This is a genomic window from Pseudomonas sp. PDM24, from assembly GCF_019218905.1.
Taxonomy (GTDB): domain Bacteria; phylum Pseudomonadota; class Gammaproteobacteria; order Pseudomonadales; family Pseudomonadaceae; genus Aquipseudomonas.
The window spans coordinates 427,195-441,333 of sequence record NZ_JAHUWR010000002.1; the positions used below are offsets into that span (position 1 = coordinate 427,195).

The following is a 14,139-nucleotide window of genomic DNA, read 5'->3' on the forward strand; positions in this document are numbered from 1 at the left end:
ACCATGCTGCTGCGTTTTACCAAGATGCACGGCCTGGGCAATGATTTCATGGTCCTCGACCTGGTCAGCCAGCACGCGCACATCCTGCCCAAGCACGCCAAGCAATGGGGCGATCGGCACACCGGCATCGGCTTCGACCAGTTGCTGATCGTTGAGGCGCCCAGCAACCCGGACGTGGATTTCCGCTATCGGATCTTCAACGCCGACGGCTCCGAAGTGGAACAGTGCGGCAACGGTGCGCGCTGTTTCGCCCGCTTCGTGCTCGACAAGCGCCTGACCGCCAAGCGGCTGATTCGCGTCGAGACCAAAAGCGGCATCATCGAACTGGACATCCGCAACGATGGCCAGATCAGCGTCAACATGGGCGCCCCGCGCCTGGTGCCGGCCGAGATTCCGTTCGAAGCCCCGAACCAGGCCCTGAGCTATCAGGTCGACGTCGACGGCACCACGGTCGAACTGGCCGCAGTGTCCATGGGCAACCCCCATGCCGTGTTGCGGGTCAGCGACATCAACAACGCACCGGTGCATGAACTGGGGCCGAAAATCGAACATCACCCGCGCTTCCCGGCACGGGTCAATGTCGGTTTTCTCCAGGTCATCGACCGGAGCCGCGCGCAGTTGCGCGTCTGGGAACGCGGGGCCGGGGAAACCCAGGCGTGCGGAACCGGCGCCTGTGCTGCCGCAGTGGCCGCGATCAGCCAGGGGTGGATGGATTCGCCGCTATTGATCGACCTGCCCGGCGGGCGTCTGTCCATTGAATGGGCAGGCCCAGGCCAACCGGTCATGATGACTGGCCCGGCAGTGCGCGTATACGAAGGACAAGTGCGTCTTTGAGTGAGCCAAATCCATGACCGACAAGCCCCAGGTTCCCGCCCTACAGCCCGACGAATCTCCTTCCGAAAGCCTTGAGGCGGCGGCGATTGCCGCGTACCTGGAGGCTCATCCGGATTTCTTCATCGAGCACGAAGAACTGCTCCCGGCCCTGCGCATTCCGCACCAGCGCGGCGACACCATTTCGCTGGTCGAACGCCAGATGACGATTCTGCGCGACCGCAACATCGAGTTGCGTCATCGCCTCTCACACTTGATGGACGTGGCCCGGGACAACGATCGACTTTTTGACAAGACCCGCCGCCTGATCCTCGCGCTGATGGACGCCACCAGCCTGGAAGATGTGGTGATCAGCGTTGAAGACAGCCTGCGGCAAGACTTCCAGGTGCCCTTCGTCAGCCTGATCCTTCTCGGCGACAACCCGATGCCGGTGGGTCGCTGGGTGACGCATGCCGAGGCGCAAACGGCCATTGGCGGCTTGCTCTCGGAAGACAAAAGCGTCAGCGGCAGCCTGCGTGAGCATGAACTGGACTTCCTGTTCGGTGAAGAACAGCGCAAGCAGATCGGCTCCACCGCCGTCGTCGCCATCAGCCATCAGGGCATCCATGGCGTCCTGGCCATCGCCAGCCGCGATCCGCAGCACTACAAGAGCTCGGTAGGCACGCTGTTTTTGAGCTACATCGCCGAAGTCATGGGCCGCGTGCTGCCACGGGTCAACAACTCCCTGCGCTCGGTACGCTGACCATGGAACGACAACTGGACGCTTACTGCGAACACCTGCGCAGTGAGCGGCAGGTGTCGCCGCACACGCTGTACGCCTACCGCCGCGACCTCGATAAAGTGCTGGGTTGGTGCATCAAACAGAACATCGACAGCTGGGCAGCGCTGGACATCCAGCGCCTGCGCAGCCTGATCGCTCGCCTGCATGCCCAAGGTCAATCGTCCCGCAGTCTGGCGCGGTTGCTGTCAGCAGTGCGCGGGCTCTATCACTATCTAAACCGTGAAGGCTTGTGCGATCACGACCCGGCCAATGGCCTGGCACCGCCCAAGGGCGAACGTCGCCTGCCGAAAACCCTCGACACTGACCGCGCGCTGCAACTGCTTGAGGGTGCGGTAGAGGATGATTTTCTCGCGCGTCGGGATCAGGCCATTCTGGAACTGTTCTATTCCTCCGGCCTGCGGCTTTCTGAATTGACCGGGCTCAATCTTGATCAGCTGGATCTGGCTGACGGCATGGTCCAGGTGCTCGGCAAGGGCAGCAAGACTCGACTGTTGCCAGTGGGCAAAAAGGCTCGCGAAGCACTGGAACTGTGGCTGCCACTGCGGGCCATGACCAACCCGGCGGACGACGCAGTGTTTGTCAGCCAGCAAGGAAGGCGCCTCGGCCCTCGGGCGATTCAGGTACGGGTCAAGGCTGCCGGCGAGCGCGAACTGGGACAGAACCTGCACCCGCACATGTTGCGACATTCCTTCGCCAGCCACTTGCTGGAGTCCTCTCAGGACTTGCGGGCGGTGCAGGAACTGCTCGGCCACTCAGACATCAAGACCACTCAGATCTATACCCATCTGGACTTCCAGCACCTGGCGACGGTCTATGACAGTGCCCATCCACGGGCCAAACGCATTAAAGGCGATGATTCATGACCATCCAATTGATCACCTTCGACCTCGACGACACCCTGTGGGACACCGCCCCGGTGATCGCCAGCGCCGAAGTCGTATTGCGTGAATGGCTGACCGAGCGAGCACCGAGCCTTGGCGCGGTACCGGTGGAACACCTGTGGTCGATTCGCGAACGGGTGCTGAGCCACGAACCGAGCCTCAAACACCGCATCAGTGCCTTGCGTCGGCGGGTGTTGTTCCATGCGCTGGAAGAAGCTGGTTACGGACATGCTGAAGCATCCGACCTGGCCGATCAGGGTTTCGAAGTGTTTCTGCATGCGCGGCATCAGATCGAAGTGTTCCCTGAAGTCGAGCCGACGCTGGAGACGCTGGCCAAGCATTACGCCTTAGGCGTGGTGACCAACGGCAATGCCGATGTGCGTCGATTGGGGCTGGCGGATTACTTCAAGTTTGCCCTGTGCGCCGAAGACATCGGCATCGCCAAGCCGGATGCGCGACTGTTTCATGAAGCGCTGCAGCGTGGCGGCGCGACTGCCGAAACAGCGGTGCATATTGGCGACCATCCCGGCGATGACATTGCCGGCGCGCAGCAGGCGGGGTTGCGGGCAATCTGGTTTAACCCGACGGGCAAGGTGTGGGAAGCCGAGAAGGTGCCAGATGCCGAGATTCGTAGCCTGAACGAATTGCCGGGGTTGTTGGCGCGGTGGAATTCGGTTTTGTAGCGGCTTTGAGATCGCCTTCGCGGGCAAGCCTCGCTCCTACAGGGTTTGCGTCGTGCGCGATATTTGCGAACGACACAAATCCTGTAGGAGCGAGGCTTGCCCGCGAAGCTCTTCGGCCCATTTATCCTTCCCCATGAAAAAGCCCGCAGCGACGGCGGGCTTTTTCAGCAAGCAAGAAGCAGGCGCTTAGATAGGCCGGCTGCCGTACTTGTTATCAGGCTTCTTGGGAGGATCGGCGACCACATTGGCCTCCACTTCCTGCACCTTGCCGCCCCGTGCCAGAAACTCTTCCATGGCCTTGGCCAGGGCGTCGCGTTCCTTGTTCTTGGCTTCGACGCTCGGCAGCTCATCGACCGATACCGCAGCCTTGACCTTGCCTTTGGCAGTCGGAACGGGCACATCACCGCTGTCGTCTTCAGCGACGTCTTCTGCCGCCGCTTCAAGGCCTTCTTCGGTTTCGTCTTCGTCGCCTACTTCGAGGTCGTCGTTTTCCAGATCATCGTCGCTCATGTTCTACCTCATGACTTGCGAAAAGCAAATTAGTTATAGCCCAGCTTTGCTGTCTGTCGACGGCTGCCGGAAAAAAATCAACCACCACTGGTAACCAGCGGTTTTCATGCCCCTTCACCGTGCACGGTGGCGAGGACTTTACGGGCACCGCCGTGATCACGGTGCTCGCCCAGATAAACACCTTGCCAGATCCCCAACGCCAGTCGGCCTGCCGAGATCGGCAAACTGAGCTGACAGCCAAGTACGCTGGCCTTGAAGTGCGCCGGGAGGTCGTCCAGGCCTTCGTCGTTATGCTCATAGCCGTCTGTTCCTTGTGGGATCAGACGATTGAAAAATCGTTCGAAGTCGCGACGTACCGCCGGATCGGCGTTCTCGTTGATGGTCAACGACGCCGAGGTATGCTGTAGCCACAAATGCAACAGACCGACCCGACACGCCTTGAGTTCAGGCAAGCCAGCGAGTAATTCATCCGTTACCAGATGAAAGCCCCGGGGCCGTGCTCGCAAGGTGATCAGAGTCTGTTGCCACATACTGTTCTCCGCACGTTCGGGGCGCATTCTAGCGCGCTCTGGAAAAAAACAAAGGCCCTAATATTCCTTCAATCGTGTAAGCCATTGGCCGCAGAAAAACGCCCGTCGTAAACGGGACTGAACGTGTATGAAAAAACCTTTCAGCCCTTCCTTCACTGACAAATCCCGGACAAAAAAATGCCCGGCAAGCCGGGCAAATTTTTCGTGCGCGTGCTTACAAGTTGTAGCCGCGTTCGTTGTGAAGCGCCAGATCGATGCCGACAGCTTCTTCTTCCTCGGTGATACGCAGACCCATGACGGCGTCCAGGACCTTGAGGATGATGAACGTGACGATCGCGGTGTAGATCACCGTGAAGCCAACGCCTTTGCACTGGATCCAGACTTGTGCACCGATGTCGGTCACGGTGCCGAAGCCACCAAGGGCCGGTGCCGCGAACACACCCGTCAGGATTGCGCCGAGGATACCGCCGATACCATGCACGCCGAAGGCATCCAGGGAATCGTCATAACCGAGTTTGCGTTTCAGGGTGGTGGCGCAGAAGAAGCACACCACGCCCGCCGCCAGACCGATCACCAGAGCGCCCATCGGGCCCACGGTGCCTGCCGCCGGAGTAATTGCAACCAGACCGGCCACCACACCCGAGGCGATACCCAGTGCGCTTGGCTTGCCGTGAGTGATCCACTCGGCAAACATCCAGCCCAGCGCCGCCGCAGCGGTGGCGATCTGCGTGACCAGCATCGCCATGCCGGCAGTGCCGTTGGCGGCGGCAGCGGAACCGGCGTTGAAACCGAACCAGCCGACCCACAGCATCGCCGCACCCATCAGGGTATAGCCGAGGTTGTGCGGGGCCATCGGGGTGGTCGGGAAACCTTTACGCTTGCCCAACACCAGGCAGGCAATCAGACCAGCCACACCGGCGTTGATGTGCACCACGGTACCGCCGGCGAAGTCGAGAACGCCCCAGTCCCACATCAGGCCGCCGTTACCGGACCAGACCATGTGCGCGATCGGTGCATAAACCAGGGTGAACCAGATGCCCATGAAGATCAGCATGGCGGAGAACTTCATCCGCTCGGCGAAAGCACCGACGATCAACGCTGGAGTGATGATGGCGAAAGTCATCTGGAAGGTGATGAAGACCGCCTCGGGGAACAGCGCCGCGGGGCCGGTCAGGCTCGAAGGCGTGACACCGGCGAGGAACGCCTTGCCCATGCCGCCGAAGAACGAGTTGAAGTTGACGACGCCCTGCTCCATGCCGGTGGTGTCGAACGCAATGCTGTAGCCATAAATGACCCACAGAATGCTGATCAGACCGGTAATGGCGAAGCACTGCATCATCACGGAAAGAATGTTTTTCGAGCGAACCATGCCGCCGTAGAACAGCGCGAGACCGGGAATGGTCATGAACAGCACAAGGGCTGTCGAGGTCATCATCCAGGCGGTATCGCCGGAGTTGAGGACTGGGGCCGCCACTTCGTCTGCCGCCATGGCCAGGCCGGGCATTACGAGGGACAACAGGGCTCCTAGCCCTGCGATTTTACGCAGAGTCATATTGTTTTCTCCTGGGGCGTTGGGTTTGTGGCGGCTTAGATTGCGTCGGTATCGGTTTCGCCGGTACGGATGCGAATCGCCTGTTCCAGATTGACCACGAAGATCTTGCCGTCACCGATCTTGCCGGTGTTGGCAGCCTTGGTTATCGCCTCGATAACCCGGTCCAGATCCTTGTCGTCAATGGCGACATCGATCTTCACCTTGGGCAGAAAATCGACCACGTACTCCGCGCCGCGATACAGCTCGGTGTGACCCTTCTGCCGACCGAAGCCTTTGACCTCAGTAACGGTAATGCCCTGCACGCCGATCTCGGACAGCGACTCGCGCACGTCGTCCAGTTTGAACGGCTTGATGATGGCAGTGACTAGCTTCATGAAAACTCTCTCCCGAATTGGTGGACTTGCCCCAGGAAAACAAACCCGACTCAAGTCTAAGCGCAGTGCCTGGCTTTGTAACGCATCGTTCGGCCTTACCTGCCCGTCCGACGCCAGCTAACCACTCCGCACGAAACTTCCCCCGTTCCGCTTGGCGCACTGCATTCGTCACAGCGACTGCATCAGTGCATGGGTCACCAGCGACTAAGCAGAAAGCTTGCCATCTATCCAAAACCCATTGATTTCAATACCTTGGCCGCTGCCAAAGAGCCTTTCACCCGATTGACGCAACCGTTACGCACAACAACAGTGCGCGACTGCCCACTCGACTGCGCGAAAAGCGTGCATCGCAGCTGCCGAGATTGACTATAGACACTGCGTGGTACACTGCCCGCCATTGTTGACAGGAACATTCCCCATGCTCGCGCCCAAAGACTTCCTCGACGCCCTGAGCGGCACCGCCTCCCGCCTCTTCAGCGGCGACACCCCGCTGCCGAAAAGCGAAATCGAAAGCCAGTTCAAGGCTTTGTTGCAGAGCGGCTTCAGCAAGCTGGACCTGGTGAGCCGGGAAGAGTTTGATAGCCAGATGGTTGTGCTCGCGCGGACCCGCGCACGGTTGGAGAGCCTTGAAGCGAAAGTGGCTGAGCTGGAAGCGAAGCTCAATCCACCGACCGAGTAACCCCGCCGATCCCCTTTGACAATGGGGTCTATGTGGGAGCGAGCCTGCTCGCGATAGAGTCACCACGGTGTTCCAGCAGCCCCTCGCTGGAACGACCACCCCTGTAGGAGCTGCCGAAGGCTGCGATCTTTTGATCTTAAGCCCCGCAAACATCCCGGCAACTTCCTACAAAGATCAGCACCGCCGTCCGATAGCGTCGCAAAGCCCCGGCTCCTAAGCTCACCTGATGCTGAATGTCAGCACTAGGTTTGGCGACCTGGAACCAAGCTATGCACGCAACGTCATTCGATATCGGGTATTTCTCTCGATTCGTTATATGGCGGCTGTGTGTGGGAGACCTTCGGGTCTGCCGGTATTCGCTTGGCCGGTTCGCCAACCCGCACGCAGCTGCCACCTTTATTGTTTGGCGACGATAAGAGGCAGTCATCTATCAAGCGAATTTGGGCACTGCACTATGGACGAAAACTATCTGACACCACACATATTCACCCGCCACAAACTCCACCTCCACGCCCTCCTCCTCGGAAACCAACCCTGGTTCAGCGCCCGAGACCTCGGCCGACTCCTGCGCCTCTTCCTCGACGAACGCGCCGTCCGCAAACTCGACCCCGACCAACACCAAACCCTACAGATGCTCATCCATGGCACCGTCGAAAACACCCTGCTCATCAGCGAATCCGGTGTCTACGCATTACTGGTCTACCACTACTGCCCCGAATACCGAGGCCTGCGCGAATGGCTGACCCACGACGTGGTGCCGGCGCTCAGAGACGCCCAACAACCCACCTCAACAGAGCGCCCGATCCTGAGCCTGCTGAATTGGCCGGAAATGTCGTTGAGTTTGCTGCACTGGAATAACCAGCCGTGGATTCGATTGCAGGATGTTCCGCAGATCCTGCCAGATCGAGAACAGCCACAGCATTCGGTCAATGCGCCGTGGTGGAAACGTGCGTCGCGAATACTTCAGGCATTCTGAACGACAAAAAAACCCCACGTTCGTAGCGTGGGGTTCGTTCAGGAGCAGAGGATCAAGCACAGTGCGGAAGACGCTCAACCTGATCCCGGATCGCAGCCCCTCGTTCGATCTCGGCTTTTCGCAAATCGTATGTCGATTGCAGGTTCAGCCAAAACTCGGGAGTCGTGTCCAGGCAGATAGATAGCCTTAGAGCCATATCGGCACTGACACCTCGACGCTGAAGCACGATGTCGTTCACCGTAGGCGTCGAAACGCTCAACGCTCTGGCCAAGGCCGCAGCCGTAAGGCTCAGAGGCTCCAGGTATTCCTCTTTGAGGATCTCGCCAGGATGAACCGGGCGCATACCATTCTTAGTCATTACTCACCTCAGTGATAATCGACGATTTCGACATTCTCTGGCCCGTTAAGACCCCAAACAAAGCAAATTCGCCATTGAGCGTTGATGCGGATGCTGTGCTGACCTTTTCGATCTCCTTCCAGCGCCTCCAATCGATTGCCTGGTGGTGATCGAAGGTCCATCAGCACGGCAGCAGCATCAAGCATCGTCAGCTTTCGTTCCACGACACTCAGAATGGCTGACCACATACGGGTCTTTCCGTTGCGAAACAGGTACTCGGTCTCAGAACACTTAAAGCTAACGATCATAATTTAAAGCTTAACGTTATGCATTAATCTTGAGTGTATAACCTGAATTCACTAATGCAAACGCGGTGTTGCGATTCTTGGCCCCCTCTCAAAACTTTAGGAAAAGGACTACCTGAGTCCTTCAGAAGGCTTTCGAAATCCAGCCGAGTCCTACAAAAACAAGCGCCAATTCCCATTGCATCAAAACCGTGTCTACCTCTTAAGCTAACTGACCCCAAAAAAAACCAATCTACGAATCCAAAAGGTCGCTATGAAATCTAAAAAACAAAAAGCCAAACTGTTACTCGTCGCTGAATATCATGCTGAGGCACTCCGGTTAGCCGGGAGCGTATCGGCCAATCAACGCCGCTTTTTGGATGTCGCCGCTGCTCAGGGCAAAGAACTTGAACCGAGTGGCTGGCTTGCAGGCACGAGCCTGACGAAGCTCCCGAATTAGCTCACCAACACTCGCAACATCCTGCGAAAGTTTCCTTCCCTTGCCGCCACGCTAAACCCTCACTCCCCGGCTACCCTTCAAAAAACCGCAGGAAGCGGTTCCCGTACAGCTCAAGGAACGACCATGTCCCTCTCCATCGTCCACAGCCGCGCCCAGGTCGGTGTGGAAGCGCCCGCCGTCACCGTAGAAGTCCATCTGGCCAACGGCTTGCCGTCGCTGACCATGGTCGGGCTGCCCGAAGCCGCCGTGAAGGAAAGCAAGGACCGAGTACGCAGCGCGATCATCAATTCAGGGCTGCAATTTCCGGCGCGACGCATCACCTTGAATCTCGCCCCTGCCGATCTGCCAAAGGACGGCGGGCGGTTCGATCTGGCGATTGCCTTGGGGATTCTGTCGGCCAGTGTGCAAGTGCCAACGTTGACGCTGGATGACGTCGAGTGCCTGGGAGAGTTGGCACTGTCGGGGGCGGTGCGGGCGGTTCGGGGTGTGTTGCCGGCGGCGCTGGCAGCGCGCAAGGCCGGGCGCACGCTGGTGGTGCCGCGGGCAAATGCCGAGGAGGCCTGCCTGGCTTCGGGGTTGAAGGTGATTGCGGTGGATCATTTGCTGGAAGCGGTCGCGCATTTCAATGGCCACACGCCCATCGCCCCCTACGCTTCCAACGGTTTGCTCTACGCCAGCAAACCCTATCCAGACTTGAACGAAGTGCAAGGGCAACTTGCGGCCAAGCGAGCCTTGCTGATTGCGGCGGCGGGGGCTCATAACCTGCTGTTCAGCGGACCGCCAGGGACGGGAAAAACGTTGTTGGCGAGTCGTCTGCCAGGGCTATTACCGCCATTGGCCGAGAGTGAAGCACTGGAAGTCGCGGCGATTCAATCGGTCGCCAGTTGTGTGCCGCTGAGTCATTGGCCACAGCGTCCTTTCCGACAGCCACACCACTCCGCTTCAGGCCCCGCACTGGTGGGCGGCGGCTCGAAACCGCAACCTGGCGAAATCACCCTCGCCCACCACGGAGTGCTGTTCCTCGATGAACTCCCGGAATTTGATCGCAAGGTATTGGAGGTATTGAGAGAGCCGCTGGAATCCGGCCACATCGTGATTTCCCGCGCCAAGGACCGCGTACGCTTCCCGGCACGCTTTCAATTGGTCGCGGCGATGAATCCTTGCCCCTGTGGATATCTTGGCGAGCCCAGTGGTAAATGCAGTTGTACACCGGACATGGTCCAGCGTTACCGCAACAAACTGTCGGGGCCACTGCTGGACCGCATCGACCTGCATTTGACCGTAGCCCGGGAAAGCACGGCGCTGAACCCGATCAAGGCCGGTGACGACACGGCCAGCGCTTCTGCCCTGGTCGCCCAGGCCCGGGAGCGTCAGCAGCAGCGTCAGGGCTGCGCCAACGCCTTTCTCGACCTGCCAGGGCTACGCCAGCATTGCGCGTTATCCAAAGCAGATGAAGGCTGGCTGGAAAGCGCCTGCGAGCGACTAACCCTTTCGCTTCGTGCAGCTCACCGCCTACTGAAAGTTGCCCGCACCCTGGCGGATCTGGAACAAGTAGACGCTATCAGTCGCAACCACGTCGCCGAAGCACTGCAATATCGGCCATCAGCCCCCAGCTAGAGACGCAACAGGTTGGCATCGGACGCACCCGTTCGTCCCAGGCGCCTTGCCGCGCGCCTGGTTTTTCGCCCAATGATGGACATCAGCCTGGTAATAGCCCGGAGTAACAGGGTTAACGATAGACAGGATGACGGCGGCAGAGCTCCACCACCTGTTCGCGCACGTGGTGCCCGACCCTTTCGCTGTCGCCGTTTTCCAGGGCGTCCAGTACGTCGCACAACCAGCCCGCCAATTGTTCACATTCGATCACGCCGAAACCACGGGTGGTGATGGCTGGAGTACCGATGCGCAACCCAGAAGTCACGAACGGTGAGCGCGGGTCGTTGGGCACCGAGTTCTTGTTAGCGGTGATGTAGGCATTGCTCAGGGCCGCATCGGCTTCCTTGCCGGTATAGGGCCTGTCGGACAGGTCGATTAGCATCATGTGATTGTCGGTGCCACCGGAGACGATCTTGTAACCCCGCTCTTGCAGCACGGCCGCCATGGCCCGGGCGTTGATCACCACTTGGGTCTGATAGGTTTTGAACTCGGGCCTCAGTGCTTCCTTGAAAGCGACGGCTTTGGCGGCGATCTGGTGCATCAATGGGCCGCCCTGAACACCCGGGAATACCGCAGAATCGAGTTTTTTGTAGAAGGCTTCATCTTGCCCCTTGGACAAAATCAAGCCACCCCGTGGGCCCCGCAGGGTCTTGTGCGTGGTGCTGGTGACCACATGGGCATGCGGCAATGGGTCCGGGTATTCTCCCGCGGCGACCAACCCTGCGACGTGGGCCATGTCGACCCAGAAAATGGCTCCGACCTTGTCGGCAATCGCCCGCATGCGCGCCCAGTCTTTGTACCGGGAGTAGGCGGAAAAACCACCGATCAGCAATTTCGGCCGGGTTTCCAGCGCAATACGTTCCATCTCGTCGTAGTCGAGAAAGCCCGTCTCCGGGTCAAGGCCATAAGGAACGATCTTGTAATGACGGCCCGAGAAGTTTGAAGGGTTGCCATGGGTCAGGTGGCCACCTTGGGCCAGGTTCATGCCCATCACCGTATCGCCGGGATTGATCAACGCCAGGAATACCGCGGCGTTCGCCTGTGCACCCGCATGCGGCTGCACGTTGGCGTAGTCGCAGTTGAACAGGGCCTTGACCCGCTCGATGGCCAGGCGCTCGGCCACATCGACATATTCGCAGCCGCTGTAGTAGCGCTTGCCTGGATAGCCTTCGGCATATTTATTGGTGAGCACGGTGCTCTGGATTTTCATCACCAGAGGGCTGGCGTAATTTTCGGAAGCGATCAGTTCGACGTGGTCTTCCTGACGATGTTCTTCGTTATGAATCGCCTCACACAGCTCGGCGTCGAATGCTTCAAGGGTCAGCGTTGAGTCGTACATATGAAGGGGTCCTTGGTTGGAAAAATAAGCCGGTTTACAACGGTGCAGAGGGCATCGGATGGCTTCCTGTGTGCTCGTCACTTTCCGGACGGGCATCCGCGGTCGGCCAGTAGTAGGCATCCGGCATGGCACGTGCGCCGAAGATGGCCTGACCGACACGCACCACGGTCGCCCCTTCTTCAATGGCGATTTCGAAGTCACCAGACATGCCCATGGACAGTTCCTCCAGCCCGACGCCCGCCGGGGCGTGCTGGCGCAAGCGCTCGCGCAGTTCGCGCAGCCGTACAAAGCAAGGGCGGACACGGACCACGTCGGCCGAAAACAGCGCCAGCGTCATCAAACCACGCACCCGTAACGCCGAGAACGCCGGCAGGGCGTACAAAAAGTCCGCGACGGCTTCGGGCGCCAAGCCGTATTTGCTGGCTTCGCCGGAGGTATTGACCTGAACGAACACATCCAGTTGGCGCCCCTCGATGTGCAGGCGACGATCCAGAGCCTCGGCCACTCGCAGGCTGTCCAGCGCCTGAAACTCACTGGCAAAACGCGCCATCTGCCTGGCCTTGTTGGTTTGCAGGTGGCCGATAACCGACCATCGCAGATCGGCCAGATCGGCCATCGCCTGCGATTTGCGCTGCGCTTCCTGCACTTTGTTCTCACCCAGTAGCCGGCAGCCGGCGGCGTAGGCCAGACGCAGATGAGCTTCGTCAAAGGTCTTGCTGACCGGCAGCAGGCGCACACTCGCCGGATCACGTCCGACCCGCTGACAGGCATTGGCGATTCGCTGCTGCACGGCTGCCAGGTTGCAGCGAAAGTCCTCGACGCTGGTGGGCTGTGGGTAACGGCCATGACGCTCATGCAGGGTGATGGTTTCTTCCAGTTGAGAGAGCATCAGTGGGTGGCTCCTTTGGTCGTCACAACAGCTTCGGGAGCCGGAATGACCACCGCCTCGCGACGCGGCAAGCGCCCATTGAGTAAGGCGCAGGCCGCCAGACCGATCAGCAATCCCCAAAACGCCCCACCGATCCCCAGCAAGGTGATGTTTGCGGCGCACGCCAGAAAGGTGATCAGCGAGGCTTCGCGGGTTTTGACGTCAGCCATGGCACTGGCCAGGCTGGCGCCGATAGTGCCGAGCAGGGCCAGCCCGGCCAGCGTCGTAATGAAGGTGGGCGGGAACGCCATGAACACTGCGGCGAGGGTCACCCCGAAAACCCCTACGAGGATGTAGAACAATCCCGCGGCAACCCCGGCGACCCAGCGCTTGGACGGATCCTCCGAGGCTTCCTTGCCGGTGCAGATGGCCGCAGTGATCGCCGCGACGTTGAAGGCGTGGGAACCGAAGGGTGCCATCAGCAGCGAGCCCAACCCCGTGACAGTCAGGATAGGGTTAGCGCTGGTACTGAAACCATCGTTGCGCAGTACCAGCATGCCCGGCATGTACTGGCCGGTGAGGGTGATCAGAAACAGCGGCAGCGCCACGCTGAGCAGCGCATTGATCGAAAACTCAGGCTGGGTGAATACCGGTGCCGCGAATTGCAGCGCCAGCCCCGACAGTTCTACACGGCCCTGCGTCAGAAGAAACGCCAGCCCCAGCACCAGAATGCCCACCACCGCGTAGCGCGCGGTAAAGCGCTTGAGCACAACGTAAGCGGCAATCAGCAACCCGACCAACACTGGGTCAAGACTCATGCCACCAAATGCGCCGATACCGAACTGCAGCAAGATACCGGCCAGCAGGCCCGCAGCCACACCCGGCGGAATCAGGCGGATGACTTTTTCGAAACAGCCGGACAAACCCAGCAGCACGAAGGCGGCGGCTGAAATGATGTACGCACCTACTGCCTCGGCGTAGGGCGTAGTCGACAGCGCGACGACCAAAAAGGCCGCGGCGGGTGTCGACCAGGCAGTAATGATCGGCTCACGGCTCACCCAACTGAGAAACAGCCCGGTAATACCCACGCCAATTGACACCGACCATACCCACGACGCCGTCATCTCGGGGCTGAGCCCGGCGACTTTGGCGGCCTGAAAAACCAGGATGAACGTGCCGCCATAGTTGACGATGACTGAAATCAGCCCGGCGACGATCGGATGCAGAAGATCGCGTAAACGCAGGGGCGATGGGGATGCTGAAGAAGACACGATTGCTTTGCTCCTTGCAAAACGAGGTGCTGGCCCCGGGTGAGGGGATTTATAGCGCTGAAATGACCGAGCGCAGAGGCAGTGGCGAGGGGCGGATTCTACGGATAGGATGGCCTGCTACTACAGG

General features: G+C 59.6%; 17 protein-coding genes. 8 read left to right on the forward strand and 9 right to left on the reverse strand.

All coding sequences use genetic code 11. The features are described from left to right. The first annotated feature begins 3 nt into the window (after positions 1-3). From dapF to KW837_RS09855, 4 genes are read left to right on the forward strand one after another with little or no spacing between them, the layout of a single operon-like run. Positions 4-834 (forward strand): diaminopimelate epimerase, encoded by an 831-nt coding sequence (gene dapF, locus KW837_RS09840; RefSeq protein ID WP_218395406.1) that lies wholly within the window; start codon positions 4-6, stop codon positions 832-834. A gap of 13 nt (positions 835-847) precedes the next feature. Further along, positions 848-1,573 (forward strand): DUF484 family protein, encoded by a 726-nt coding sequence (locus KW837_RS09845; protein ID WP_123500476.1) that lies wholly within the window; start codon positions 848-850, stop codon positions 1,571-1,573. Between the two features lie 2 nt (positions 1,574-1,575). Further along, positions 1,576-2,475 carry a tyrosine recombinase XerC gene (gene xerC, locus KW837_RS09850; RefSeq protein WP_008007548.1) on the forward strand — a complete coding sequence of 300 codons (900 nt, stop codon included), beginning with the start codon at positions 1,576-1,578 and terminating at the stop codon, positions 2,473-2,475. After that, the gene (locus KW837_RS09855; RefSeq protein ID WP_218395408.1) at positions 2,472-3,176 is read left to right on the forward strand and encodes an HAD family hydrolase; all 705 of its coding nucleotides are present in this window, start codon (positions 2,472-2,474) and stop codon (positions 3,174-3,176) included. Before xerC ends, KW837_RS09855 begins: the two co-directional genes overlap by 4 nt. A gap of 186 nt (positions 3,177-3,362) precedes the next feature. Here the strand turns inward: KW837_RS09855 and sutA are convergent, their stop codons facing one another. The 4 genes from sutA to glnK form a co-directional block, all read right to left on the reverse strand. Next, entirely contained in the window at positions 3,363-3,686 is a 324-nt protein-coding gene (sutA, locus tag KW837_RS09860; protein WP_123500482.1) for a transcriptional regulator SutA, read from the reverse strand. Between the two features lie 104 nt (positions 3,687-3,790). Then, the gene (locus tag KW837_RS09865; protein ID WP_123500484.1) at positions 3,791-4,216 is read right to left on the reverse strand and encodes a secondary thiamine-phosphate synthase enzyme YjbQ; all 426 of its coding nucleotides are present in this window, start codon (positions 4,214-4,216) and stop codon (positions 3,791-3,793) included. Positions 4,217-4,430: 214 nt separating this feature from the next. Then, on the reverse strand, positions 4,431-5,768 hold the full coding sequence (locus KW837_RS09870; RefSeq protein ID WP_218395410.1) for an ammonium transporter: 1,338 nt from the start codon (positions 5,766-5,768) through the stop codon (positions 4,431-4,433). A 35-nt stretch (positions 5,769-5,803) separates the two neighbouring features. After that, positions 5,804-6,142: a P-II family nitrogen regulator gene (gene glnK, locus KW837_RS09875; RefSeq protein WP_002555808.1), complete on the reverse strand. Its 339-nt coding sequence runs from the start codon at positions 6,140-6,142 to the stop codon at positions 5,804-5,806. Positions 6,143-6,560: 418 nt separating this feature from the next. On the opposite strand from glnK, the gene KW837_RS09880 reads away from it, so the two are divergent. Together KW837_RS09880 and KW837_RS09885 are read left to right on the forward strand one after the other, a co-directional pair. Continuing rightward, on the forward strand, positions 6,561-6,821 hold the full coding sequence (locus KW837_RS09880) for an accessory factor UbiK family protein (protein ID WP_008007559.1): 261 nt from the start codon (positions 6,561-6,563) through the stop codon (positions 6,819-6,821). A gap of 454 nt (positions 6,822-7,275) precedes the next feature. After that, a complete protein-coding gene (locus KW837_RS09885) occupies positions 7,276-7,797 on the forward strand; it encodes a Bro-N domain-containing protein (protein WP_218395412.1) in 522 nt (173 codons plus the stop codon). A 52-nt stretch (positions 7,798-7,849) separates the two neighbouring features. Here the strand turns inward: KW837_RS09885 and KW837_RS09890 are convergent, their stop codons facing one another. Next, complete coding sequence (locus tag KW837_RS09890) at positions 7,850-8,155, reverse strand: HigA family addiction module antitoxin (protein WP_030129123.1); 306 nt, start codon at positions 8,153-8,155, stop codon at positions 7,850-7,852. Between the two features lie 8 nt (positions 8,156-8,163). After that, positions 8,164-8,442: a type II toxin-antitoxin system RelE/ParE family toxin gene (locus KW837_RS09895; protein ID WP_123499512.1), complete on the reverse strand. Its 279-nt coding sequence runs from the start codon at positions 8,440-8,442 to the stop codon at positions 8,164-8,166. A gap of 250 nt (positions 8,443-8,692) precedes the next feature. Here KW837_RS09895 and KW837_RS09900 point away from each other — a divergent pair, with 250 nt between their 5' ends. Continuing rightward, a complete protein-coding gene (locus tag KW837_RS09900; RefSeq protein ID WP_123499510.1) occupies positions 8,693-8,878 on the forward strand; it encodes a hypothetical protein in 186 nt (61 codons plus the stop codon). Between the two features lie 123 nt (positions 8,879-9,001). Beyond that, entirely contained in the window at positions 9,002-10,495 is a 1,494-nt protein-coding gene (locus tag KW837_RS09905) for a YifB family Mg chelatase-like AAA ATPase (protein ID WP_218395414.1), read from the forward strand. A gap of 112 nt (positions 10,496-10,607) precedes the next feature. Here KW837_RS09905 and glyA read toward each other — a convergent pair whose 3' ends face one another. From glyA to KW837_RS09920, 3 genes are read right to left on the reverse strand one after another with little or no spacing between them, the layout of a single operon-like run. Then, complete coding sequence (glyA, locus tag KW837_RS09910) at positions 10,608-11,873, reverse strand: serine hydroxymethyltransferase (protein ID WP_218395416.1); 1,266 nt, start codon at positions 11,871-11,873, stop codon at positions 10,608-10,610. Between the two features lie 34 nt (positions 11,874-11,907). Then, positions 11,908-12,762 carry a YggS family pyridoxal phosphate-dependent enzyme gene (locus KW837_RS09915; RefSeq protein WP_218395418.1) on the reverse strand — a complete coding sequence of 285 codons (855 nt, stop codon included), beginning with the start codon at positions 12,760-12,762 and terminating at the stop codon, positions 11,908-11,910. Then, entirely contained in the window at positions 12,762-14,012 is a 1,251-nt protein-coding gene (locus tag KW837_RS09920) for a benzoate/H(+) symporter BenE family transporter (RefSeq protein WP_218395420.1), read from the reverse strand. The genes KW837_RS09915 and KW837_RS09920 overlap by 1 nt, the downstream gene beginning before the upstream one ends. Positions 14,013-14,139: the final 127 nt, after the last annotated feature.

Excerpts from the sequence above, each read along its gene's own strand:
- dapF (WP_218395406.1), top strand. The coding sequence starts at position 4 with ATGCTGCTGCGTTTTACCAAGATGCACGGCCTGGGCAATGATTTCATG.
- KW837_RS09845 (WP_123500476.1), top strand. The coding sequence starts at position 848 with ATGACCGACAAGCCCCAGGTTCCCGCCCTACAGCCCGACGAATCTCCT.
- xerC (WP_008007548.1), top strand. The coding sequence starts at position 1,576 with ATGGAACGACAACTGGACGCTTACTGCGAACACCTGCGCAGTGAGCGG.
- KW837_RS09855 (WP_218395408.1), top strand. The coding sequence starts at position 2,472 with ATGACCATCCAATTGATCACCTTCGACCTCGACGACACCCTGTGGGAC.
- sutA (WP_123500482.1), bottom strand. The coding sequence starts at position 3,686 with ATGAGCGACGATGATCTGGAAAACGACGACCTCGAAGTAGGCGACGAA.
- KW837_RS09865 (WP_123500484.1), bottom strand. The coding sequence starts at position 4,216 with ATGTGGCAACAGACTCTGATCACCTTGCGAGCACGGCCCCGGGGCTTT.
- KW837_RS09870 (WP_218395410.1), bottom strand. The coding sequence starts at position 5,768 with ATGACTCTGCGTAAAATCGCAGGGCTAGGAGCCCTGTTGTCCCTCGTA.
- glnK (WP_002555808.1), bottom strand. The coding sequence starts at position 6,142 with ATGAAGCTAGTCACTGCCATCATCAAGCCGTTCAAACTGGACGACGTG.
- KW837_RS09880 (WP_008007559.1), top strand. The coding sequence starts at position 6,561 with ATGCTCGCGCCCAAAGACTTCCTCGACGCCCTGAGCGGCACCGCCTCC.
- KW837_RS09885 (WP_218395412.1), top strand. The coding sequence starts at position 7,276 with ATGGACGAAAACTATCTGACACCACACATATTCACCCGCCACAAACTC.
- KW837_RS09890 (WP_030129123.1), bottom strand. The coding sequence starts at position 8,155 with ATGACTAAGAATGGTATGCGCCCGGTTCATCCTGGCGAGATCCTCAAA.
- KW837_RS09895 (WP_123499512.1), bottom strand. The coding sequence starts at position 8,442 with ATGATCGTTAGCTTTAAGTGTTCTGAGACCGAGTACCTGTTTCGCAAC.
- KW837_RS09900 (WP_123499510.1), top strand. The coding sequence starts at position 8,693 with ATGAAATCTAAAAAACAAAAAGCCAAACTGTTACTCGTCGCTGAATAT.
- KW837_RS09905 (WP_218395414.1), top strand. The coding sequence starts at position 9,002 with ATGTCCCTCTCCATCGTCCACAGCCGCGCCCAGGTCGGTGTGGAAGCG.
- glyA (WP_218395416.1), bottom strand. The coding sequence starts at position 11,873 with ATGTACGACTCAACGCTGACCCTTGAAGCATTCGACGCCGAGCTGTGT.
- KW837_RS09915 (WP_218395418.1), bottom strand. The coding sequence starts at position 12,762 with ATGCTCTCTCAACTGGAAGAAACCATCACCCTGCATGAGCGTCATGGC.